The organism is Pseudomonas sp. RGM2987, from assembly GCF_022952855.1.
GTDB lineage: Bacteria > Pseudomonadota > Gammaproteobacteria > Pseudomonadales > Pseudomonadaceae > Aquipseudomonas.
On record NZ_JALJDX010000203.1, the window covers coordinates 20203 to 43000 of the forward strand.

The 22798-nt window shown below is 62.4% G+C and carries 14 protein-coding genes; 8 read left to right on the forward strand and 6 right to left on the reverse strand.

Translation table 11 applies throughout. The features are described from left to right. Window positions 1-476: 476 nt before the first annotated feature. The 5 genes from cobG (at window position 477) to RGM2987_RS16485 (ending at window position 12228) form a co-directional block, all read left to right on the forward strand. A complete protein-coding gene (gene cobG / locus RGM2987_RS16465) occupies window positions 477-1790 on the forward strand; it encodes a precorrin-3B synthase (protein ID WP_245143137.1) in 1314 nt (437 codons plus the stop codon). Next, a complete protein-coding gene (locus RGM2987_RS16470; RefSeq protein WP_245143139.1) occupies window positions 1790-2416 on the forward strand; it encodes a precorrin-8X methylmutase in 627 nt (208 codons plus the stop codon). The genes cobG and RGM2987_RS16470 overlap by 1 nt, the downstream gene beginning before the upstream one ends. Continuing rightward, a complete protein-coding gene (locus tag RGM2987_RS16475; RefSeq protein WP_245143141.1) occupies window positions 2413-3147 on the forward strand; it encodes a precorrin-2 C(20)-methyltransferase in 735 nt (244 codons plus the stop codon). The genes RGM2987_RS16470 and RGM2987_RS16475 overlap by 4 nt, the downstream gene beginning before the upstream one ends. After that, window positions 3144-4835 carry a precorrin-3B C(17)-methyltransferase gene (gene cobJ, locus RGM2987_RS16480; RefSeq protein ID WP_245143144.1) on the forward strand — a complete coding sequence of 564 codons (1692 nt, stop codon included), beginning with the start codon at window positions 3144-3146 and terminating at the stop codon, window positions 4833-4835. Before RGM2987_RS16475 ends, cobJ begins: the two co-directional genes overlap by 4 nt. 310 nt (window positions 4836-5145) lie before the next feature. Continuing rightward, window positions 5146-12228, forward strand: a complete 7083-nt coding sequence (locus RGM2987_RS16485) for a TcdA/TcdB pore-forming domain-containing protein (protein WP_245143146.1) — start codon at window positions 5146-5148, stop codon at window positions 12226-12228. Here RGM2987_RS16485 and RGM2987_RS16490 read toward each other — a convergent pair. Next, window positions 12225-12821: a MarC family protein gene (locus RGM2987_RS16490; protein ID WP_245143149.1), complete on the reverse strand. Its 597-nt coding sequence runs from the start codon at window positions 12819-12821 to the stop codon at window positions 12225-12227. The genes RGM2987_RS16485 and RGM2987_RS16490 overlap by 4 nt on opposite strands. A gap of 241 nt (window positions 12822-13062) precedes the next feature. On the opposite strand from RGM2987_RS16490, the gene RGM2987_RS16495 reads away from it, so the two are divergent. From RGM2987_RS16495 to RGM2987_RS16505, 3 genes are read left to right on the forward strand one after another with little or no spacing between them, the layout of a single operon-like run. After that, window positions 13063-13872 (forward strand): hypothetical protein, encoded by an 810-nt coding sequence (locus RGM2987_RS16495; RefSeq protein WP_245143151.1) that lies wholly within the window; start codon window positions 13063-13065, stop codon window positions 13870-13872. A 59-nt stretch (window positions 13873-13931) separates the two neighbouring features. Then, entirely contained in the window at window positions 13932-14645 is a 714-nt protein-coding gene (locus RGM2987_RS16500) for a hypothetical protein (RefSeq protein ID WP_245143154.1), read from the forward strand. Beyond that, complete coding sequence (locus tag RGM2987_RS16505) at window positions 14642-15322, forward strand: hypothetical protein (RefSeq protein ID WP_245143156.1); 681 nt, start codon at window positions 14642-14644, stop codon at window positions 15320-15322. Before RGM2987_RS16500 ends, RGM2987_RS16505 begins: the two co-directional genes overlap by 4 nt. 37 nt (window positions 15323-15359) lie before the next feature. Here RGM2987_RS16505 and RGM2987_RS16510 read toward each other — a convergent pair whose 3' ends face one another. From RGM2987_RS16510 to dusB, 5 genes are all read right to left on the reverse strand, one after another. Next, on the reverse strand, window positions 15360-18134 hold the full coding sequence (locus tag RGM2987_RS16510; RefSeq protein WP_245143158.1) for a hybrid sensor histidine kinase/response regulator: 2775 nt from the start codon (window positions 18132-18134) through the stop codon (window positions 15360-15362). 99 nt (window positions 18135-18233) lie between these two features. Continuing rightward, window positions 18234-19529 (reverse strand): phosphoribosylamine--glycine ligase, encoded by a 1296-nt coding sequence (gene purD / locus RGM2987_RS16515; protein ID WP_245143161.1) that lies wholly within the window; start codon window positions 19527-19529, stop codon window positions 18234-18236. A gap of 189 nt (window positions 19530-19718) precedes the next feature. After that, window positions 19719-21326 (reverse strand): bifunctional phosphoribosylaminoimidazolecarboxamide formyltransferase/IMP cyclohydrolase, encoded by a 1608-nt coding sequence (gene purH, locus RGM2987_RS16520; protein WP_245143163.1) that lies wholly within the window; start codon window positions 21324-21326, stop codon window positions 19719-19721. 83 nt (window positions 21327-21409) lie between these two features. After that, window positions 21410-21730 (reverse strand): DNA-binding transcriptional regulator Fis, encoded by a 321-nt coding sequence (gene fis / locus RGM2987_RS16525; protein WP_003186237.1) that lies wholly within the window; start codon window positions 21728-21730, stop codon window positions 21410-21412. Beyond that, entirely contained in the window at window positions 21727-22734 is a 1008-nt protein-coding gene (gene dusB / locus RGM2987_RS16530) for a tRNA dihydrouridine synthase DusB (RefSeq protein ID WP_245143166.1), read from the reverse strand. Before dusB ends, fis begins: the two co-directional genes overlap by 4 nt. Window positions 22735-22798: the final 64 nt, after the last annotated feature.

Genomic DNA, 22798 nt, shown 5'->3' on the forward strand with positions numbered 1-22798 from the left:
GTTAGGCCGCCTCGCTTTTGCTTTTGCTTTTGATCTTGAGCGCCCCATTAACCACAAGGGCCGAACGCAGGCATTGCGTAGTGGGCAACCCGGCATGGATGCCGGGTTAGCCGCGCTGGGCCATGGATGGCCCATCGCGGCGGGCCCACGGAGCAATGCCGGAGTGAGGGAACACCGAGCCTTGGCGAGGTGCCCAGTGGTGGGGCACAGCCTTTTTTGCTTACTTTTTTTGGCGTTTGAAAAAAAGTGAGCCGCCGTCAGGGCGGAACCCTAAGCAGCCGTTACCGCAGCAACGGATATGTACCCGCTCAAAAAATCCAGGCCAAGGCTGCCAGACCGCAATCGCGGCAGATTCGCCTCAAAATTTGCTATCACGCCACCCCCAATCCGACCAGCAAGCTTTTCATGCCCCCCGGCAAAGCAGGCATAATGGCGCTCCTTCGCCGTCGTGGCGTGTCTTATCTGCCGGTTTGCCCTTGAACGAACGTCCATCCGCCAACGTCATCCGCCCCTCGGGTTGTCCGGGGTTGTTGCGTGTCGTCCAGGCGCTGGACGGTGGGATCTGCCGGATCAAGCTCGACGGCGGTGCCATCCGGGCGGATCAGGCCGAGGCCGTGGCGTCGGCGGCGGAGCGGTTTGCCGGCGGTGTGATCGAGGCGACCAACCGGGGCAATCTGCAGATCCGTGGCATTGGTCCGGAGCACGGGGCGTTGATCGAGCAATTGCTGGCCGCCGGGCTTGGCCCGCGCAAGCCAGCCGGCGATGACGTGCGCAACCTGATGCTCAGCCCTTCGGCGGGTATCGACCGGCAGATGCTGATCGATACCCGGCCATTGGCCGAGCGGATTCTGTTCACCTTGCAGACCCATGATCGCTTCCATGAGTTGTCGGCCAAGTTCGCCGTGCAACTGGATGGCGGCGAGGCCATGGCGATGCTCGAACATCCCCATGACGTGTGGTTGTCCGCCTTTTTCGAGCATGGCGAACCCTGGCTCGCTTTCGGATTGGCCGGCACGCCGCTGGATCAGCCGGCCGGCAGCGTGCCATTGGCCCAGGGGCATGCCTTGGTGGTGGCGGTGCTGGAACTGTTTCTCGACCTGGCCCGCCCGGACCAGACCCGCATGCGTCATCTGCTGGCCGAAATCCCACAGGATGAACTGATCGCCCAACTGGCCCGTCGCGTGCCGTTGCAACCTTGCCTCGATTGGCAGCGCGGTGCGGCCAGCGACGGGTTGCACCTGGGCATTCATCCCCAGCACGACGACCGTTTCTACGTCGGCGCTGCGGCGCCCCTTGGCCGGCTCGACGTCGGTATGCTGCGAGGCGCGGCGCGACTGGCGCGGGAGAAGGGCGACGGCAGTCTGCGCTTCACGCCCTGGCAAAGCCTGCTGCTGCCCAACGTCAGTTTCGAAGACGCTGACGAGGTCCTGGCGCGGCTCGAAGGCCTGGGCCTGCTGTGCTCGTTGGATCAGCCCTTGGCGCAGCTCATTGCCTGCACCGGCTCCAGCGGCTGCGCCAAGGCCCTGAGCGACACCAAGGCCGATGCCCGGCAGTTGGCCGGGCTGCTGCAACGCCAGGGCAACACCCCGAAAGTCCATTTGTCCGGTTGCCCACGTTCCTGTGCGGCGGCCCATATCGCGCCCGTTACCTTGCTGGCGGTCGCCCCCGGTCGCTATGACCTGTATTTTCGCGAGGCCACGCAGCCGGGTTTCGGCGCGTTGCAGGCCCGTGACCTCACTATTGAAGCGCTCAGCCACCGGCTCGACGCTCGCCCCCGGAGCCCCACTTGATGCTTGATTACATCCGCGACGGTCAGGAGATCTATCGCAACTCCTTCGCGATCATCCGCGCCGAAGCCAACCTGGCGCGTATCCCGGCTGACCTGGAGAAACTCGCGGTGCGGGTGATCCACGCCTGCGGCATGGTCGAGGCCGTCGATGGCTTGCAGTTTTCCGAAGGCGCGGGCACGGCCGGGCGCCAGGCGCTGGCCGCCGGTGCGCCGATCCTGTGCGATGCGCGGATGGTCTCCGAAGGCGTGACCCGTGCCCGTCTGCCAGCCAACAACCCGGTGATCTGCACCTTGCGCGACGAGCGCGTGCCGGCGCTGGCCCTTGAGCTGGGCAACACCCGTTCAGCCGCCGCCCTGGAGTTGTGGCGCCCGCACCTGGAAGGCAGCGTCGTGGTCATCGGCAATGCGCCAACCGCGTTGTTTTACCTGCTGGAAATGCTCGATGCCGGCGCACCAAAGCCGGCATTGATCCTTGGCTTCCCGGTGGGCTTCGTCGGCGCTGCCGAGTCCAAGGCGATGCTGGCGGCCGACAGCCGTGGCGTGCCGTTCGTGATCATGCAAGGCCGGCTGGGCGGTAGCGCCATGGCCGCCGCCGCCGTCAATGCCCTCGCCACGGAGATCGAATGATGCAGCAGCCTGGACGTCTGATCGGCCTCGGCGTGGGCCCGGGTGACCCTGAACTGATTACCGTCAAGGCCCTGCGCCTGCTGCGTGAGTCGCCGGTGGTGGCGTACTTCGTCGCCAAGGGCAAGAAGGGCAACGCCTTCGGCATCATCGAGGCGCATTTACAGGCTGAGCAGACCTTGCTGCCGCTGGTCTACCCGGTCACCACCGAAGCGCTGCCGGCACCGCTGTCGTACGAACAGGTGATTGCCGACTTCTACGACACCGCCGCCGAACAGTTGGCTACGCACCTGGATGCCGGCCGCGACGTGGCGGTGATCTGCGAGGGCGATCCGTTCTTCTACGGTTCCTACATGTACCTGCACGATCGCCTGGCCGAGCGCTATGACGCCGAGGTCATCCCGGGCGTGTGCTCGATGCTGGGCGGCGCGTCAGTGCTGGGGGCGCCGCTGGTGTATCGCAACCAGAGCCTGTCGGTGCTCTCCGGCGTGCTGCCCCATGAAGAGCTCAAACGCCGCCTGGCCGATGCCGACGCGGCGGTGATCATGAAGCTGGGGCGCAACTTCCCCAAGGTTCGCCAGGTGCTGGAGGAACTGGGCCTGGATGGCCGGGCGCTGTACGTCGAACGGGCGACCATGGCAAATCAGAAAATCGTGCCGCTGGATGAAGTCGAGCCGATGTCCTCGCCATATTTCTCGCTGATCATCGTGCCGGGCGAACGGTGGCAAGGATGACCGCCAACGCACCGGCCATCGTTATCCTCGGCCCGGGCAGTCTGGCGACTGCGCGGCGGATCCAGCAGCGCTATCCCGAGGCCTTGATCCACGGCTTGGCCGGGCGGGTCGTGGACGCGGATCGTCACTACCAGGAGTTTGGCGCGACGTTGCGCGAGCTCTACCAGCAAGACACGCCGATCATCGTCCTGTGCGCCGCCGGCATCGTCATCCGCACCCTGGCGCCGCTGCTGCTGGAAAAAGGCGTGGAGCCGCCGGTGTTGGCGGTGGCCGAGGATGGCAGCGCCGTGGTGCCTTTGTTGGGCGGCCTGGGCGGGGTCAATGTCATGGCCCGGGACATCGCGCAAACCCTGCAAGTCGCGCCCGCGATCACCACCAGTGGTGAGCTGCGTTTTGGCACTTGCCTGCTTAATCCGCCGAGCGGCTACAGCCTTGGCGACCTGGAGCAGGGCAAGCGTTTTGTCTCCGATCTGCTGACCGGCGAATCGGTGCGCATCGAGGGAGTTGCGCCGTGGCTGGATCAGGCGCGGTTGCCTGAGGATGCACAGGCGCGGCTGGCGATTCGTGTAGACAGTGCCGCCGGTGCGCCCGGGGCGCACGAGCTGCGTATTTATCCGCGCAATGTGGTGTTGGCGGTGGGCGCCGGCGCGTTGCCGAACATTGAGCAAGTCTTGCAAGAGGCCGGGCTGGCGGTGCAGTCGCTGGCGTGCCTGCTGGCGGCGGACAGCGACATGGCGCGCTCCGAATTGCACGACGCCGCATTCAAATTGAACGTGCCGCTGCGTTTTGCGCCGGCCAGTGGCGATGCCAGTCAATGGTTGGCGGACGCCGTCGACCAACCGGCGGCGGTGCGCGCGGTGGGCGACCACGCCATCGCCGTGGCTGAGCAACCTGTTGACCCGCAGGACATTGGCCGGCTACGTGGACGCCTGGCGGTGATCGGCCTTGGCCCTGGCGCTGCCGAGCTGATGGTGCCGGCGGTACGCGCCGAACTCGACCGCGCCACCGATGTACTGGGCTATGAAACCTATGTACGCATGGCCGGCCCGTTCCGCGCCGATCAAGTGCAGCACTGCACCGACAATCGCGAAGAAATGCAGCGCGCCCGGCATGCCTTTGAGCTGGCCGTCCAGGGCCGTTTGGTGGTGGTGGTGTCGTCTGGCGACCCCGGCGTATTCGCCATGGCCGCCGCCGTGCTGGAAGCCTTGCACGAGTCGACGGATGCCCAGTGGCACAACGTCGATCTGCAGATTCTTCCGGGGGTCTCGGCGTCCCTGGCGACCGCCGCCCAGGCCGGTGCGCCGCTGGGACATGACTTTTGCGTGATGTCGCTGTCGGACAACCTCAAGCCGTGGTCGATCATCGAGAAACGCCTGGACCTGGCGGCTGAAGCGGACCTGGCCCTGGCCTTCTACAACCCGATCTCGCGTTCACGGCCATGGCAACTGGGCCGGGCACTGGAAATCGTCCGGCAACATCGCACGGCCCAGACGCCGGTGGTGCTGGGACGTGATATCGGCCGCCCGGGCCAGACCTTGCGTGTCACCACCTTGGAGCAGTTGACGCCGGATCAGGTGGACATGCGCACCATGGTGCTGATCGGTTCCTCTACGACCTGCGTTTTCCCAAGGGTTGGGGGGGGCGATTGGGTCTACACGCCGCGTTGGTATGGCAGCAAGCCGCTCTGAAGTTTGTGATCAGAGATTGGCGAGGCTACCGTGGCGAGGGAGCTTGCTCCCGCTCGACTGCGCAGCAGTCGCCAGGCTTATCTACTGCGTTGGATGGTGAGGGGGCTGCTTCGCAGCCCAGCGGGAGCAAGCTCCCTCGCCACGGGGTTTGTGTTGTTCTTTTATGAGCAATAGTCCGGACCTTATATATAAAAGTTTGACATTTATTGAATCTCTTATCGTTTGAGCGGTATTACAGCGGGCGTTATGTTGTCCGCTATTCAGGAAGGAATCCTGATTAGTTGCATTCAACTACATGGAAGTGTTGTTTATGAATGAGCCTGAAGTTTCGTTGGCGGATAACTACGTCAACTTCGTGAGTTTACTTAAGTTAAAAGATCTGGAGCGGGCGCTGATAGCGCATAAAGGCACCGAGGAGTATGACGCGGTGCTGCGTTACTACTTCGGTTGTATCGCCGTGCTGGATTCGCCGCAGATGCTCAAGCCCCTGGGGCTGCTCAAGCAAGCGCTGGGCGTGTTGCAGGGAAGCAGCAGGCGTCGCCGCTCGCCTGAGTCGTCATCGGGGGCGGATGAGGCCGGGGGCGCGACGCTGGGGCAGGCCTATAACAAGATAGAAGTTTTCGAGGCGCGTCTGCGCAACAGTCTGGACCTGCTGCAACAACCGGTCATCGAAGTGCCGAAGAACCTGCATTTTGTCTGGCTGGGCGGCGGTATTGGTGCGATCCAGCGTGACTACATCAGTATCTGGAAACAACTACTGGGAGCAGAGGGTTATCAACTTAGAGTCTGGTATGACAGCGATGCGCTGTTGGCTTATGAAACCAATCGGATCATCGTCGAGGCTGCCAAAGCCGATGCCATGAGCAGTGGCGGACAGTCCAGCAACAATGCGTTGGAGCTGGGCGACCGCTACGAAGAACGGGTCATAGTTCTGAAGCAACAAATGTACGCCTACATCAATAAAGCGCTTGGAAACGGCGGCAGTGCTGATGAGGCGCGAATCGATCTGTTGGTCCGGGCCTACGGCCAGGACGGGGCGCGGCTGACGATCCTGAGGAACGATAACCGTCGAAGCCTGGAAGCATTGGCCGCAGATGAATGGGTCCTGCGCGACCTTGCCGGCGGCGGGGCGCTCGAGCATTTGCAGGACATTTATCGGCGCGAGGTCAACCTGCGCGGGATGTTCGCAGGCGCCTCCGATGTGGTACGGATCGAAGCCCTGCTCGCTGAAGGCGGCCGATATGCCGATGTCGATAACCTGCCGCCCTTGCAGGAGCAATTGGGCGAAGTGGACATCCGGGCGTTCAAGACCGACGCGCGGATCGGTGTGTTGCAACTGCTGCTCGATCGCAACCCCGGATGGATGCCTGGGCGTCAGGCACTGCGTAATCAATACACGGATTACTACGACGCGATCCCTGCGGAGCACCGCGCGGCGCTCGAGCGTTTTGCTGCCAGCCAACCCAGGTTGAACCGAGTCTTCCGTGTCCCGGTCGAGCGACTGGCACGTCCGGATGAGTTGCGCGCCGTGACCCTGCGCAACTCGTTGAGCAACGCTTTCCTGATGGCCCATCCGGGGGCGGCGATGCTCAAGGCGGTGGTCGAACGTTTCAGGCTCAACTACCAGATCGTCGATGCCACCGCGCGTTTGGCGGACGAGCAGAACGTCGCCCTGATCGATGTCGAAGCCATGACCGGGCTGGCGCGCCAGGCTGCGACCGAGGTTTTCGGTGAGCTGCATGAGCTGCCGACGGAAGTGGAAATGACCACCGTGTTGCTGATCGAGGCGGCCGCGACCTACTACAGCGATGGCATTCGCCCGCAGAGCGAGGGGACGATCTACCTGACCGGGCCCGCTGCCATGCGGGTGGGCATGGACGATTATCAGCGAGCCCATTTCACTCCGCGGACCGCTGAACAGTGGCAAGCGCAGGCAGCCATCGAGGCCATCGACAGCGTCAACCTGGCGACGGAGGAGGAGCAGGATCACTCCTGGAAAGAGAACCAGAGCGACACCGGACAGTGGCTCGAAAACGAGAAAAAGCGTTGGCAGCAAGGGCGGTTCAAGGCCCGTTATGCCGGTGACATGGCCGAGCTGCTCAAGTACCGCACCCTGCAATTCGACGAAGGCTGGCCGGTGGTCGAGGGCCGCCATGTCTTGGCCACCGAGCTGTTGCAACTCTTGGCCGATGAGCTGGGTGAGCCGTTCGTCCAGGCGATGGGGCGAAGCCATAACGGTACGGTCGTCTTCGGCAAGCCGATACCGCTGGGGTTCGATCAGCGCCAGTCGATCCGCAGCCAGAGTGCCAAGGCGTTGCCGCCCGCCTCGTCGAGCGATGCACAGACACGCTCGTTGTCTGTCGCGCAGCTGCTGGACGGCTTCGCCCAAGGCCGTTTCGAAATCATTCAACTGAGCCCGTTGCAGCGCCTGTTGCTGGGAGGGTTGATCGATGCGAGTGCCCTGGATAACCGCAGCTTCGACGCGGTTCGTCCGCAGCTAGACAACCTGGCTAACAGCCTCGCCGGACACGGTACCGCTGGCCGCTATGCCGCGATCGAGCAGTTGCTGTACCAACGTCAGGCGCCAGCGTTCCTGGCCGGCCTCGCCAGTGCCAGTGACGACCCGCCAAGGCACGGCGAAACCGCCTTGGGCTTGAAGAGAGCTGCTTTGACGCAACCCTTGACGTTGCGCCAGTGGGGCCTGCACGTGACGCGGATCCGGCAGCTGGCGCAATTGGAATACCGGATCCAGATTGTCGAGCGCCTCGGTGGTGTACTGGACGGATTCGAAGCCGACGCCATCAAGCTGGTGCCCCAGGATCTGCTGCTCCAGGGCGAAGGCGACAGGGTTGGCGGACGCTGTTATCCCCTGAGCCTGGCGATGGCCGCTGCGTTGTCCCAGGGCAAGACGGCGGTCAATACCTTGCGCGAGCGCTTCTATCTCGGCGTAATCGAGCCCGGGGCCAGCGACTCGAACACCTTCCTCAACAGCATCGAAGCACTGCGCGACGTGCAGCTCGGCGACGTTGGCCGCACGCTGGCGCGCTCGAATCTGAGCGAAGTCGTGGATCTGCTGCACGCCAGGACATCGAGCGGCACGCTGATGCTCAACTCCGACAATCACGCCATGCTGGTGGCCAAGACTATCGAGGGCCAGAGCACCACTTATCACTTCTACGACCCGAATTTCGGGGTGTTCGAGTTCGAGCATCCGGCACGGTTGAGGCGGGCATTGGAACGGTTTTTCCTCGACGAGGGCATGGCTGTGCATTACGCGGCCTACGGCGAAGCGGCGCTCCCGACGTTCGACCTGATTGAGTTGGATGGGGCGCGAGTGGCAAGTGTGGTCTTGCCGGGTGAAATGGACGTTTCAAAACTGCTGCAACCCGGCGCCTTGCCCGGACAGCCGCAGCGCCCGATCCGGCAACGGCTGGCCAGTGCACGCGGGCAATCGCTGCAGAGTAATCCGCGCCTCGGCAACTGCCTGCTGACGCTGGACGCTTATGGGTGGGGCCAACAGATCGAGCAGGCCACGGCTCGCCTCCAGCAGGAAAACAAACTGGGATCGCACCTCGTGCCGCTGTTCGACACCCTGGAACTGACCTCGGACGGCGCGTACCGGATGAACCTGATCGATCCGACCGATCCTGAACATCCGGTGCGGATTGTTTCCGCTGACCCGCGGCTGCTGCGCATCAAGCATTATCTCGCGGAACGTTTTTCCACCTTGGCCAACAGGCCGCTCGTGCCGAGCGACCCCGCCGAAGTGGGCAGCGTCCACACCCTGAACGCCGGCTTTGCCATCCAGGCGCTGATGAACGCGTTGCGAGGGCGGGAAGGGGCGGACCGGTCCCTGACCCTGGCAGTCCGGCTGCATGCCTATGTCAATTACGCGCAACTGGTGCATGGCAATGCGGCAGATGTCGCGGGATTACTGGGATTGGTCCGCCAGGCCCTGGCAGAAGAAAAGCTGATTGCTCGAACCGTGGCCCCGGTGGTCAAGACTGCGGTGGGCAGCAGTGTCAGTGAGGCGACCGGTGGGCTGCTGCAACTGGCAAACGTCGGGTTCGATATCTATCAACTGGCGACAGCGCAAAACGCGGTTGAGCGCGCCCAGTTCGGGACCCAGCTGGCGTTCGACTCGGCCAGCCTGGTCTTGTCGGGAGGCGCCTACGCGGTCGGTGCCACGGCCGCCGGGGCGTTCCTGGGCGGCGCTGCCGTGATGCTCGGTGGCCTGGCGGTCGGCGTGACGGCCCTGGCCCAAGGGTTCTCCGGCATTGCCGAAGAAGCCCGGCAGGTCGGTCTGTTTTTCGACGAGCTCAGCAAGGCCCACCTGGAGGCTTATCGCTTCGACGCCAAGCAGGGAACCTGGTCGCCGCATGCGTCGCTGATCCTCCAGACGCTGGACCTGACCCGCGCCGAGCTGGTGCTGGACGGCCCCCGGCTTTATCCGCTACGTGACCATTTCGGGGTGCCAACCTTCGATGACGATTACGAGCGGGCCATCAATATCCGTCGAGAGCTGAGACTGCCGGGACGCACCACCTTCAGGCCGGCCGCCGGCTCAGTCATCGTCCTGCCCTGCACACCGCAAACCTGTTATCGCTACGAGTACAAGGCGCTGCCGTTCGCAAGACTGCGCCATGACCCAGGGTTCGACATCGCCCGGCGCCTGGAGAAAAGGAAAGCCGACGGCGGTTGGTTGTTCCTGTTTTCCTTCTATTCGTTTCCGAGCGACTACATCCTCTATCGCATGGTCCCGGACTATCGGCCCACGACCATCGAGGTAGTGCTCGACGAAGTCGATCGGTCGCTGGTCGTGCCGGTCCTGCCGGCGGCCTGGCACGGCAAGGTCGCCTATCAGATCCGCGGTGCCGGCAAGCGCTGCGCGTTGGCAGTTCATCCCGGCATCAGCGTGACCCTCGACTCACCGAGCCTGAAGCAATCGAGTTGGGTTCTGGATGCCCCTTGGGCCACTGAAGGGGATGTCCGGTTCGAGGGCTACAGCAAGCTGCTCATCGGCGATGTACAACTCGCATTCACCGGGACCGGACGCCACCAGATGCTGCTCAGGCTCGCCAACGGCCAGGTGTTCCAGGTTGAGTCGGGGGACCGCAGACTCACCTTGGTCGAGGAGGACGTGCCGCCGGGCATGGGGCGCCAGGCGCTGCAGGATCGCCTGCGCACCCTGGCGCGAGAGCACCGTCTGGTAATGCCGTTCACACCGCTCCACCACTTTCTGGTTCCATTCGAGAAGCCGGACGAGCCGCGCTATATCACCGCCTGGTACGACGCGCAGGGGGATCGTTTCCTCTACGTCCGCAATGACCTGCCGGGCGTCGATGACGCGGTGCTGGGGGCGGTGGTAGACGACTGTGGTTACTTCTACGACTCGCAGAACCTGATCATCTGGCAAGTCGATGCGGTCACCGGGCTGTTGAGCCATCGTTACTGGTTGTGGAGCACAAGCAATGTGGTAACCCGCATCGAGCGCGTGGAGGCCGATGCACAGGGTTTGGTCCATGTCGTCCAGCACATCACTCGCGAAGATCAGTCCGTCGATGTCCTGGTGTATGTGATCCACGAAGAGCAGTTGCTGTTGAGTTCGATCACCCGCGGGCTGGACCCGGCCCTGGAGTCCGTCCTGAGCGCCGGCGAAACGCTGACACGCTGGGCGCAGGTTTTGGGTGAGGGTTTTGTGCTTGCGCCGAGCACTGCCCCTGAGGCCACGTTCCGTACAGTCACCTGGCAGCCGGCGCCCTTCGTGTCCCTCTGTTGGAAGCTGGATGCGCAACGACGGGACATGGCCTGGGTACGCCGCAGCGACGGGCTGATCATCCGCCCGATACCCAGGCGCAACGAGCCGCGGGGCTGGGCCGATTCGATCAAGGACATGACTGACCTGACGCTGCTGCCGCCGCCGGGTGACGACGATATGTTTATCGTCTACGACCGGCTCAAGCAGGCGCTGTGCTTCAGGCGACGTAGCGTAGTCGCGGGCAAGGGGCGCTGGTCCAGCAAGTGGGCAAGTTCCGACCGGCTGGAAAATGTCGTCGCCGTTGACGCTGGGTACGTCGCGCTGACCTCGGGCGGCTTGATCTACGACCTGACCGATGATGGCGAGCTGAAGCTCAGCGGCGTCAACGAACCCTGGTTCAAGGGCCGGGCGCAGTGGTGGTCGGCCCTGGACGCCCTGGCCCGGCGAAACACCAGTGGACGGCTGGTCCTGATTGGCTTGGGCAGCTTCCAGGATGGGGCGGGTTTGTGTGGCTGGTACATCGACAATCGGCTGCTGCTGGCGCCAGCCACGCCCGCAAAGGAAATCCGCCTGCTGGGCGCCACTCCGGATGGCGAGGCAGCCTGGCTGTTCGATGTGCAAGTGGGCGAAGTCTATCGACAGGCATTCATCGATTCGCAACGGTTGGAGGCGGCCTTTGGCCAGGGATCGCAGTTGCTGCGCGACGACGTACTGCCTGTTCCCCAACGCCAATGGGCACCCTGGCAGTTTGCCGAGCTGACAGTCGACGGCGTCGGGCTGCGCGGCGTGACGTTCGATGGCGTGGTGGTTGCATTGCGTGACCGGGAGCCGCCGCTGATCACCGGAGTCACTCATCAATGGGTCATCACCCAGGGCGATCAGTTGCAAGAGGGGCTCAGGCGCCTTGCAGCCCAGCCTTTGCACGGTCCGCTGCTGGCGGTGGAAGACCCTGTGAGCCTGAAGTGGTTCGTGGCCGAGACGGAACGGCTGATCCAGATCTCCAGGGCGGCGCTTCCCGAGGCCTTCGAGATCCTCGGTACTCAACACCAGACCCGCTTACTGCTGCATGAGAGTGGTAATGGAAAACTGCTGACCCTTCCGGACAAAGGGCACGTGGGGGAACTCAGTTATGTCCAGCGCGAAGGTGAAGTGCTGGTGGTCGAAGGGCATGAGATGAAGATCGACGATCTGTTACCGCTGATGCCGGACGACGTGACCACGCTGGTACTGCGCATGGGCCAGGGCACGGTGAGTTACCGATTGTCCAAGGCGGCCTGGCTGAGGGCACGGTCGGTCATCCTTGATTGCCGACCACCCCTGGGCGATACGGTGGCTGTTCCCGGCAAGTTGATCTGGGAGCTGGAAGAGCCTGACTCATTGCTGTTGAGCCTGGTGTTGGAGCACCTGGTGATCATTGACCCGAACAGCGGGCACAGCGTGGTTTTCCGTGAAGTGCATGCCACGGACGTGAGCTTGCGTGGCGAGGTGTTGCTCAGTTTCGGGAAGGATCGGCACTACGCTGTCTCGGCATTGGTGCGCTGGCTGGACGGCCAGCCAGACGCTCGGAACGGCGTGTCGCTGAAAGCGTTCAACGACCCATTGCCTGCGCGGCAGAACAGCGTAGTCGGTGCCTAAGGCACCAGATAACCGCGCACCCCGGTAAAAATGATCTGGGCGGCCAGTGCGCAGACAAACAGCCCCATCAGGCGGCTGACGATCTGTAAGCCCTGGTCGCCCAGGATCCGCTCGATGCGGCTGGACAGGTAGAGCACCACCCCGACCGTGAGGCTGGCCAGGGCGATGCTGATGATGGCCATGAGTTTGTCGTCCCAGTGCGGCTGGCTCACGCCCATCACCAGCAGGGCGCCGATGGTGCCGGGGCCCACGGTCAGCGGAATCGTCAGCGGCACGATGGTCACGTCCTGCTGGACATTGTCGGTCTGTACCGCCGACTTGCCCTGGGCCATGCCCAGCGCGGAGATGAACAGCACGCTGCCGGCGCCGATCCGGAACGCATCCACGGTGATGCCGAACACGCTGAAAATCACCCGCCCGAACAAGTACAACAGGACGCTGGAGACCAGGGTCGCGGTCGCGACCTTCCAGGCCAGGCGGCGTTGCTCCTTTCGCGAGTAGCCGCGAGTCAGGCCGATAAAACACGACAACACGAAGAAAGGGCTATAGAGGACCAGCATCTTCAGGTAAACGCTGAACAGCACGTGGAGCATGGTTGGAACTCGCGACGAATGACAATTGACGTGGAGTCTATCAGGCGCCGGGGTGTCTGTCGGCTGGCCGTGGGCTTTAGGGTTTTAATGCAGTAAACCCGGATTTATTTCTGTTAGTTGTTGGTTGTTGTTGTCTTGGAATTAAGCGTGGTTACAGTTCTGCACTTGTTGCCCTGAAGGTAGATGGGTAAGTATGGCGCCGGGCCCATGGAGGGCTTTAATTAAATAAGGAATATCTTGAATGAATACTAAATTTGATTCGGTCATAACCTTGGCAGACCGACTGGAACGCCTGAACTCCTACGATGTAACGCCGGCCAATGTCATTGTTTCTCCTCGAATTGGCAAGTACAGATCGGCGGAGTTTGACAATGAAATCGAAAAGCCAGACCGCGCTTCGATTGTCGGAGACGCTATCCTGTCGTTCGTTTCAGGCATGACAGCGCAAAATCAAGCGGATATCCAGCATTCCTATCTATTTGCATCGCTGGTTGCCAACAAGAAGTTTCCGCGGGATGACGAAGGCGAAGAATGGTATAGAACTTTTCTTGAGGTCATGCAGAGTTGTGGCTGGACCATCCTGCAGCGTTACTACGATAAGGTTGCCGCGTCCGGCAAGAGTTTCAAGATGGATCAACTGGTGTTGAAAATCCTCGGTTCGGCCGTGGCAGCGGCTGCCGTTCCTGGCCCAACTTCATTGTTGATGCTTAAAGTGGCCGGTGATGCGATCGCCGCATTGCAGACCAGTGAAAAGTCGCTGCGGCTCTTTGACCAGAATATCCAGGAGTCCGGCACCGGGGGCTTTGGTGTGGCGACCTGTCACGAAACCCTGCACGGTGAAATCCTCATGGCATTGGGCGCCGTGCGCTTCATCAAACGGACGAACCAGACCAAGGTCCTGTTTGTGGATTGGGATAGCAGTTCGGTAGACCTGTATCGCGGTGAATGCCATATGACCATGGTGCCGACAATTATCAGTGCGACTCGAGAGACTATCATTGCAAAACTGGGTGATCGTGCGAAACAAAAAATCGACGAGTACGAGATCTGATTGATCTCTCGGCGACTGCCGAGGTAGTCGCCATCCGTTAATGGAATAAGGTAATTGTCATGAAAGATCATTGTTCGGTTTTTATTGATGCCGGCGCTGTTGTCCTGCTGCCCACTGACCTGATTGGGCAGGACCGGCTCGATGTATTGAATTCGGTATTGTTTGCTCAGCTGGTAGCCAATAAAAAATACCCCGCTCTTGCCCGGTCCAGTGACTGGTACTCAGCGTATCGGGAGGTGCTGAATAATGGCTGGATGCAAAAGGCCGTCAGTTGGGACAACTTAACACTCGCAGCGTCCTCGAAAACCAATCTGATGGGATGTGTCGAAGAGCGGCTGCAAGAATATGTTGATCAAACTTTGATCGCGCAAGTAACTGGCGTATTGAAGCGCGTCGCCCAATTGTCCAGCACGTTGCCCGCTATTGAATTGCTGCATGAACATGCCCACGGGCCGAAGAGCCCGGATTCGTCCGAGGTGACCCCTAAGGCAACTGACAGAATCAGGCTGCAAGTTATCCTGGCCCAGCAGGGGCCTGTGCTGAGTAGCGTCTGCCTGGAGTGTGAGCCCGAGCACGTGACGTCTAACCCTCTGGGGCAACTTTTCTCCACCCACCCTGTGGTGGGCAATATTCAATTGCGCTGCTTCAAGGCGAATCTGTCCCAGGCGCTCTATGCGCCGTTTCGCGATGCGATCGTTCACAAGCTGGGGGATAAGGCGGCCAGGAACATCATCGATATTTCCGACGCGGTCGAGCAAGCGGAGGCGTTATGACTGACCAGGGATTTCGATCGGCCGGTGGGCAGCGGCTTCACCTGAATGAGGCATCGCGGGCGGCCGTCGTGGGGGGGAGTATCGTGTCATTCGATGAGGGCTTGTCCCTTCAGGATCGGGAGGATATCTACCTGAGCAACCTGTATGCGCAGTTGGCCACCCGTTCGGCTTACAAGGACGGTCTGGTCGGTGACTGGTTCGACTATTACAAGAACAAGCTCAGGTATCTGGGGTGGGACTCGGCGCGTCCGGTCAGTCCCGGACAGGCCGGGCGAGGGTTGATGGCCGATAGCGTTTCGCAGCAGATATCCCGGTCCTTTGGCGCAGGCTATTCGCAGCAGGCCAGCCAGGCGATTGCAACGCTTGGACGAAGTCCTGATGCGCTGGAGCTGTTTGAACGAACGAGCCTGCTGCACGATACGGGATTCTTCCAAGTCATTCCCTGCGCGGCCAAATCCCCGGGGAAAGTAGAAATAGCGCTGTACCACAAGCAGTTCCACACTCCCAGAACCGTCTCGGGATTTCTGTTCTGGCCAATGGAGGAGGTGGTGCACAGCAGCGTGGAGCAGATGGCCGTCGTGACATTCAGCACGTTGCATTACGCAACGTTCAGGCAAAAAGTCGCGGCCGCGGTGATCGCCGAAACGACTCGCCACCTGCATGAGTTGGAAATCTGAACGACGCTACGGGGGGCGCTGACTGCCCCGTCCAGATTCAGGGCGTATGCACGGCCCTGTTCTGCTGTTCGCGCTGGGCCACCCAGTGCTCGATCAGTTCGCGCAATTGCGACAGCTCCACCGGCTTGGCCATGTGCCCGTCCATGCCCGCCTGGCGGGCGCGTTCCTTGTGCTCGGCGAGGATGTGCGCGGTGAGCGCCACCACGGGCGTACGGGTACGCTGGTTACCGACTTCCCAGGCGCGCAGCTGCTGGGTAGCGGAAAAACCGTCGAGGATCGGCATTTCGCAGTCCATCAGGACCAGGTCGTAGCGGCGCTCCTTCATGGCCTTGAGGGCCTCTTCACCATTGCTGGCGGTATCGGGCTGCAGGTTGAGCTTGCCGAGCATGCCACGGATAACCTTGGTGGAAATGCTGTTGTCCTCGGCCACCAGGATGCGGAAGTCGCTGGGTACCTTCACCGGGGCGGGAGGGCCTGGGTTGACCTGCACGTTCGTCGCCTGGCCTTTGTTGCGCTGGTTCAGCTCGTCCGCCAGGGTGGTCTTGAGCGTATAGCCGGCCACCGGTTTGGCGAGGATGCGCTTGACCCCGCTGTTGCGCGCCACGATCTTGCTCGGCGCGTTGCTGATGCCGGTCAGCATGATCAACAGGATGTCGTGGTTCAGGCTCGGGTCTTCCTTGATCTTGGCTGCCAGTTGCATGCCGGTCATGCCCGGCATGTTCTGGTCCAGCAGCACCACATCGAAATAGTCCCGCAGGTGCGCCTTGGTGCGCAGCAGTGCCAGGGCTTCCTTGCCCGATGGTACGGCGCTGACGTTCAGGCCCCAGGCGCTGCATTGCTGCACCAGCACCTTGCGGCAGGTGTCGTTGTCGTCGACGATCAACACCCGCGCGCCTTGCAGCGGGCCGTCGAGGTCCGAGGTCGGATGTTCGAGACGGTCCGGGTCCAGGGGCAGGGTCAACCACAAGGTGCTGCCCTGGTTGCTGCCGCTTTTGATGCCGAACTCGCCGTGCATCAGGATGATCAGCTGGCGGGCGATCACCAGGCCCAGGTTACCGCCCAGGCGCGTGGCGGAGAGGAAGTTCTTGCTGTGCAGCTCGGCGTGCATCAGCGTGTCGCGCTCTTGCGCGTCCATGGGCGACCCGCTGTCCTGCACGGCAATGCGCAGGCGCGGCAGGGGGCTGCGTTCGTCGAGGGCGACGACGATCAGCACTTCGCCTTCGTCGGTCTTTTTCAAGGCGTTTTCCAGCAGGCTCAGCAGCGCTTGGCGCAGGCGCGTCGGGTCACCGCTGATCACCCGCGGCACTTGGGGCTGGATGAAGCTGATCAGCTCGACGTTCTGCTGTTCGGCCTTGGCGCGGAAGATGCTCAGGCAATCCTCGATCAGCGCATTGAGGTCGAACTGCACGTCATCCAGTTCGATCTGCCCGGATTCGAGCCGGGAAATATCCAGGATCTCGTTGATCAGCGTCAGCAGTTCGTTGCCGGCGCTGTGGATGGTTTGCACGTAGTCGCGCTGCTTGACCGACAGTGGGGTGCCCAGCAACAGTTCGGTCATGCCCAGCACGCCGTTCATCGGGGTGCGGATCTCGTGGCTGATTTTCGCCAGGAATTCGGCCTTGGCGTTGATCTCGGCGTTGCTCGCCGCCAGGTCGCGGCTGATGCTGAAACGGCTTTCGTTGATCGAGCGCTGGCGCTCGCCCAGGGCGACACTCATCAACAGGCCGCTGATGCAGATAAATACCAGCAGCGTGATGATCAAGCCTTGGGGCGGAACTTCCGTGAGCCCTTGCAGCGCCGGAAGAATGATCAGCGTGCCGAGGTTGAACACCATCATGGCGGCGACGAACAGCCGCGCCGGGCGATAGCCCTTCTGCCAGTGCCAGGCGCTGACAAACAACATGCTCAGGCCGGCCAGGGCCACCAGGGCGTAGGTCATGATGTTCAGTGGCAGGGTGTTGACGAACAGCAGCAACAGACTGCACAGCATGACCAGGACAATATCCCCCAGCAGCAACCGGTTCAACGGGTGCGGCCCCAGGGGCGCGAAGAAGCGATAGGCGAACATCAGGCCGCAGGGCGCCGTGAGCAGCAGCGCCAGGTAGGCGCCCGGGGTCTGGACCGCCGGCCAGTCGGGCAGCCAGGGCCCGGCCAGGTTCAAGAGCAGCACCAGGCTGAGCATCAGCAGCCCTTCGCAGGCCGCCAGCCACAAGCAACTGCGCGAGCGGGTGTAGGCGTAGCGGGTGAGGTTGTGCAGGATCAGCATGGCGATGCAGCCGAACAGCAGGCCGTAGATCAGCGTCTGGTTCTGATCGGCCGCCGCCATGACCGCCGGTTGCAGGGTGACGTAAGGGCGCAGTTCGTGACGAGACGCCAGTCGGACATAGACGTCCAGGGTTTTGTCACTGCGCGGTAGCGCCAGCATGAAGTCGCTACTGGGCACGGGGTGTTCGGAGCGTGGCAGCGCATTGCCACTGATCTGCTGGTCGACCAGGGTGTCGCCGTCCAGCACGTAGAGGTTCAGGCGTGACAGGTCGGGGGCGAAGATCCGCAGGATCTGTTCATGCTCGTCGGGGGCCAGGCGAAAACGCAACCACAGCGCCCCGCCAGGTTCGGCTGGCTGGAGACGATCAAGATCGATAGGGCTGAATTGATTGGTGTAGCGGGCAGAGCGGATATCGCTCAGCTTCAGGTCGCCCTGTTCGTCGAGCAATACCGCCCAACCACTGCCTGGCGCGGCCTGGGCCGGGAGCATGCAGAGCAGCGTCAGCAGGGTGACGGTTAAGCCTATGGCAATCCTGAGCCAGCGCACGGCGAAATCCCTTCGTAGGTTGATGCCAGATTATAACTATGCGCGGCGCCGGAACAGTCAGGCAAGGGCCACAGACCCTAGCCTGGCTGAATGACCGGGTTATTCCAGATTTTCGCCACGCTCACGGGCAATGGCGCGGTAGCCAATGTCCTTGCGGTAGAAGCAACCTTCCCAGTCGATCTCGGCGGCAAGCTTATAGGCCTGTTGCTGAGCGGCATCGACACTGGCGCCCATGGCGGTGGCGCAAAGCACGCGCCCGCCGGCGGTGACCACCTGCCCATCCTTCAACGCCGTGCCGGCATGGAACACCTTGCCTTCCAGTCTAGCGGCGGCATCCAGGCCCAGGATAGCGCTGCCTTTGGCGTAGTCGCCCGGGTAACCGCCGGCAGCCAGGACAACCCCGACGCTCGGACGCGGATCCCACTGGGCTTCGACCTTGTCCAGGGCCTGGGCCAACGCGGCTTCGACCAGCAACACCAGGCTCGATTGCAGGCGCAGCATCACCGGCTGGGTCTCAGGATCGCCGAAACGGCAGTTGAATTCGATGACTTTTGGGTTACCAGCCTTGTCGATCATCAGGCCAGCATAGAGGAAACCGGTGTAGACATTGCCTTCATCGGCCATGCCGCGCACGGTCGGCCAGATCACCTGGTCCATGACGCGCTGGTGCACCTGGGCGGTCACCACCGGGGCAGGGGAGTAGGCACCCATGCCGCCGGTGTTCGGGCCGCTGTCGCCGTCGCCGACGCGTTTGTGGTCCTGGCTGGTGGCCATCGGCAAGACGTTCTTGCCATCTACCATGACGATGAAGCTGGCTTCTTCGCCGTCGAGGAACTCCTCGATCACCACGCGCGAACCCGCGTCGCCGAAAGCATTGCCGGCCAGCATGTCGCGCACGGCGTCTTCGGCTTCAACCAGGGTCATCGCCACGATCACGCCTTTGCCGGCGGCCAGGCCGTCGGCCTTGATCACGATCGGCGCGCCTTTCTCGCGCAGGTAGGCCAGGGCCGGTTCGATTTCGGTGAAGTTCTGGTAGTCGGCGGTCGGGATCTTGTGGCGCGCCAGGAAATCCTTGGTGAAGGCTTTCGAGCCTTCCAGTTGCGCGGCGCCGGCGGTCGGGCCGAAGCAGTCCAGGCCACGGGAGCGGAACAGATCGACGACACCGGCGACCAGCGGCACTTCCGGACCGACGATGGTCAGCGCGACGTTCTGCTCGGCGAAATCGGCCAGTTGCTCCAGGGCCAGCACGTCGATGGCGACGTTCTCGCACTTGGCTTCGATGGCGGTACCGGCATTGCCCGGCGCGACGAAAACCTTCTGCACGCGCGGATCCTGGGCCACTTTCCAGGCCAGGGCGTGTTCACGGCCACCGCTGCCAATGATCAAAACATTCATTTCAAAAACCTCGGATGAAGCTGATTCTGTTCTGGAGCCTAAAGCGTTTCACGCTGTAGGAGGTCGCAATGAAGTCGGTAGATGCAAGGCGGAGTCGACCTCGATGAGCGGAGTTGCCTTTTGGCAATGAGCATCATCGAGGTCGGCTCCAACGCAGCAGATGCCGGCTTCAGTGCGGCCGTTGTCCTGTTAGTGACGGAAGTGGCGCATGCCGGTGAATACCATCGCGATGCCGGCTTCGTCGGCGGCGGCAATCACTTCGTTGTCACGCATCGAGCCACCCGGCTGGATCACCGCGGTGATACCGACCTTGGCCGCGTTGTCGATGCCGTCGCGGAACGGGAAGAACGCATCCGAAGCCATGACCGCGCCCTGTACCTGCAAGCCGGCGTGTTCCGCCTTGATTGCGGCGATGCGGGCCGAGTTCACGCGGCTCATCTGGCCGGCGCCGACACCGATGGTCTGGCGGTTCTTGGCGTAGACGATCGCGTTGGACTTGACGTACTTGGCGACTTTCCAGGCGAAGATCAGGTCGTTGATTTCCTGCTCGCTCGGGGCGCGCTGGGTCACGACTTTCAGGTCTGCGCTGCCGATCATGCCGATGTCACGGCTCTGGACCAGCAGGCCGCCGTTGACACGCTTGTAGTCCCAGGCCGGCGCCCGGTCAGCCGACCATTGGCCGCAGGCCAGCAGGCGCACGTTGGCCTTGGCGGCGACGATGGCGCGGGCTTCCTCGCTGACCGATGGGGCGATGATCACTTCGACGAACTGACGCTCGACGATGGCCTTGGCGGTCTCGGCGTCCAGCTCGCGGTTGAAGGCGATGATGCCGCCGAATGCCGACTCGGTGTCGGTGGCGTAGGCCAGTTCGTAGGCCTGGCGGATACCACCCTCGGCGTCCGGGCTTACGGCCACGCCGCACGGGTTGGCGTGCTTGACGATCACGCAGGCGGGCTTGACGAAGCTCTTGACGCATTCCAGCGCGGCGTCGGTGTCGGCCACGTTGTTGAACGACAGTTCCTTGCCCTGCAGCTGGGTGGCGGTGGCGATGCCGACTTCGGCCGGCTTGGCTTCCACGTAGAACGCCGCGCTCTGGTGCGGGTTCTCGCCGTAGCGCATTTCCTGGGCCTTGACGAACTGGGTATTGAAGGTGCGCGGGAATTCGCTGCGACCTTCGGTCGACAGGGTCTCGGCGGCCTGGTTCACGGTGCCCATGTAGTTGGCGATCATGCCGTCGTAGGCCGCAGTGTGTTCGAAGGCCTTGAGCATCAGGTCGAAACGCTGGGCGTAGGTCAGGCCACCGGCCTTGAGGTTTTCCAGGACGCCGGCGTAGTCGCTGGCGTTGACCACGATGGCCACGTCCTTATGGTTCTTGGCCGCCGAGCGGACCATGGTCGGGCCACCGATGTCGATGTTCTCGATGGCGGTTGGCAGGTCGCAGCCGGGCTTGCTGATGGTGGCTTCGAACGGGTAGAGGTTGACCGCCACCAGGTCGATCGGCTTGATGCCGTGTTCATTCATGATCGCGTCGTCGATGCCGCGACGACCCAGGATCCCGCCATGGATTTTCGGGTGCAGGGTCTTGACCCGACCGTCCATCATTTCCGCAAAACCGGTGTAGTCCGCGACTTCCACTGCGGCAACGCCGTTGTCCTGCAGCAGCTTGAAGGTCCCGCCGGTGGAGAGAATCTCGACGCCCAGCTGTTGCAGCTCGCGGGCGAATTCGAGGATCCCGGTCTTGTCGGAGACGCTGATCAGGGCGCGGCGGATCGGCAGGCGGGTGGTCTGGTCGGTCATTTCAATTTCCATCAAAAGCAAGGGAAGTCAGCAAAAAAGGCGACCGTTTTTTACGCGGGCGCCTTTCTGGTTTGATTGAATGCTTACAGCAGATCGTACTGCTTGAGTTTCTTGCGCAGGGTGCCGCGGTTCAGGCCCAGCAGCTCACTGGCCTTGGTCTGGTTGCCCTTGACGTAGTTCATCACGCTTTCGAGCAGAGGCGCCTCGACTTCCGAAAGCACCAGGTTGTACACATCCGTGACGGCAGCGCCCTCAAGGTGGGCGAAATAATTGTGCAGCGCCTTCTCGACGCTCCCGCGAAGGGTCTGACCTTCTTCGCTGGGCGTATTGAGGTGCTGTTTCAAATTCACGTTGTCGCTCACGGGTGTTGTTCCACTCACTAAAGTCTCGGTCATCATCGTCATGCGGCCACCCCTTCGTCCCCTGTCAGGCTCTTGTAGCGCTCAGCGAAGAAGGCCTGAACGTCGGCGCATTGTGCTTGTGTACCATCCAAACGATTGAAACGGGCGCGAAACTCCCTGGCGCCCGGCAGGGTTGCGAGATACCAGCCCACATGCTTGCGAGCGATGCGTACACCCATGACTTCTCCATAGAAGGCATGCAGCGCGGCCAGATGCTCCAGCAGTATTCGTTCCACCTCGGACAATTGCGGCGCAGCGAGCTTTTCGCCAGTGCGCAGGAAGTGTTCGATCTCACGAAAAATCCATGGCCGCCCCTGGGCGGCCCGACCGATCAACAGGCCGTCGGCACCGGTCGCGTCGAGCACGTACCGGGCCTTCTCGGGCGAGTCGACGTCGCCGTTGGCAAAGACCGGAATCGACACCGCCTGCTTGATCGCGGCGATGGTGTCGTACTCGGCTTCGCCGGTGTACAGGTCGGCACGGGTGCGGCCGTGCACCGCCAGCGCCGTGATGCCCGCCTGTTCGGCGATCTTCGCCACCGTCAGGCCGTTCTTGTTCGCCCGGTCCCACCCGGTGCGGATCTTCAGGGTCACCGGCACATCGACCGCGGCGACGACCGCCTGCAGGATCTCGGTAACCAGTGCCTCGTCCTTCAACAGTGCCGAGCCTGCGGCCTTGTTGCAGACCTTCTTCGCCGGACAGCCCATGTTGATGTCGATGATCTGTGCGCCCATCGCCACATTGGCCCGGGCCGCCTCCGCCAGCATCTGCGCGTCGCCACCGGCGATCTGCACCGAGCGCGGCTCGGGATCGCCTTCGTGGATCATGCGCAGACGCGATTTGCGGGTGTTCCACAAACTCATGTCGCTGGTGACCATTTCCGAAACCACGAGCCCTGCACCCAGTCGCTTGCAAAGCTGACGAAAGGGCTGGTCGGTGACGCCCGCCATGGGGGCGAGAACCAGACCGTTGTGCAATGTGTATGGGCCGATGCGTACCGCCGACATAGGACTTCCCTGAAGTGGGGCCGGATCATGAGACTTCGAAAAAGGGTTGGCATGATACCCGCTC

Bases quoted from the DNA above. Each gene is read 5' to 3' on its own strand.
- RGM2987_RS16505 (WP_245143156.1), top strand. From the start codon at position 14,642: ATGACTGACCAGGGATTTCGATCGGCCGGTGGGCAGCGGCTTCACCTG.
- RGM2987_RS16500 (WP_245143154.1), top strand. From the start codon at position 13,932: ATGAAAGATCATTGTTCGGTTTTTATTGATGCCGGCGCTGTTGTCCTG.
- RGM2987_RS16475 (WP_245143141.1), top strand. From the start codon at position 2,413: ATGATGCAGCAGCCTGGACGTCTGATCGGCCTCGGCGTGGGCCCGGGT.
- dusB (WP_245143166.1), bottom strand. From the start codon at position 22,734: ATGTCGGCGGTACGCATCGGCCCATACACATTGCACAACGGTCTGGTT.
- fis (WP_003186237.1), bottom strand. From the start codon at position 21,730: ATGACGATGATGACCGAGACTTTAGTGAGTGGAACAACACCCGTGAGC.
- purH (WP_245143163.1), bottom strand. From the start codon at position 21,326: ATGACCGACCAGACCACCCGCCTGCCGATCCGCCGCGCCCTGATCAGC.
- RGM2987_RS16490 (WP_245143149.1), bottom strand. From the start codon at position 12,821: ATGCTCCACGTGCTGTTCAGCGTTTACCTGAAGATGCTGGTCCTCTAT.
- purD (WP_245143161.1), bottom strand. From the start codon at position 19,529: ATGAATGTTTTGATCATTGGCAGCGGTGGCCGTGAACACGCCCTGGCC.
- RGM2987_RS16495 (WP_245143151.1), top strand. From the start codon at position 13,063: ATGAATACTAAATTTGATTCGGTCATAACCTTGGCAGACCGACTGGAA.
- RGM2987_RS16470 (WP_245143139.1), top strand. From the start codon at position 1,790: ATGCTTGATTACATCCGCGACGGTCAGGAGATCTATCGCAACTCCTTC.
- RGM2987_RS16485 (WP_245143146.1), top strand. From the start codon at position 5,146: ATGAATGAGCCTGAAGTTTCGTTGGCGGATAACTACGTCAACTTCGTG.
- cobJ (WP_245143144.1), top strand. From the start codon at position 3,144: ATGACCGCCAACGCACCGGCCATCGTTATCCTCGGCCCGGGCAGTCTG.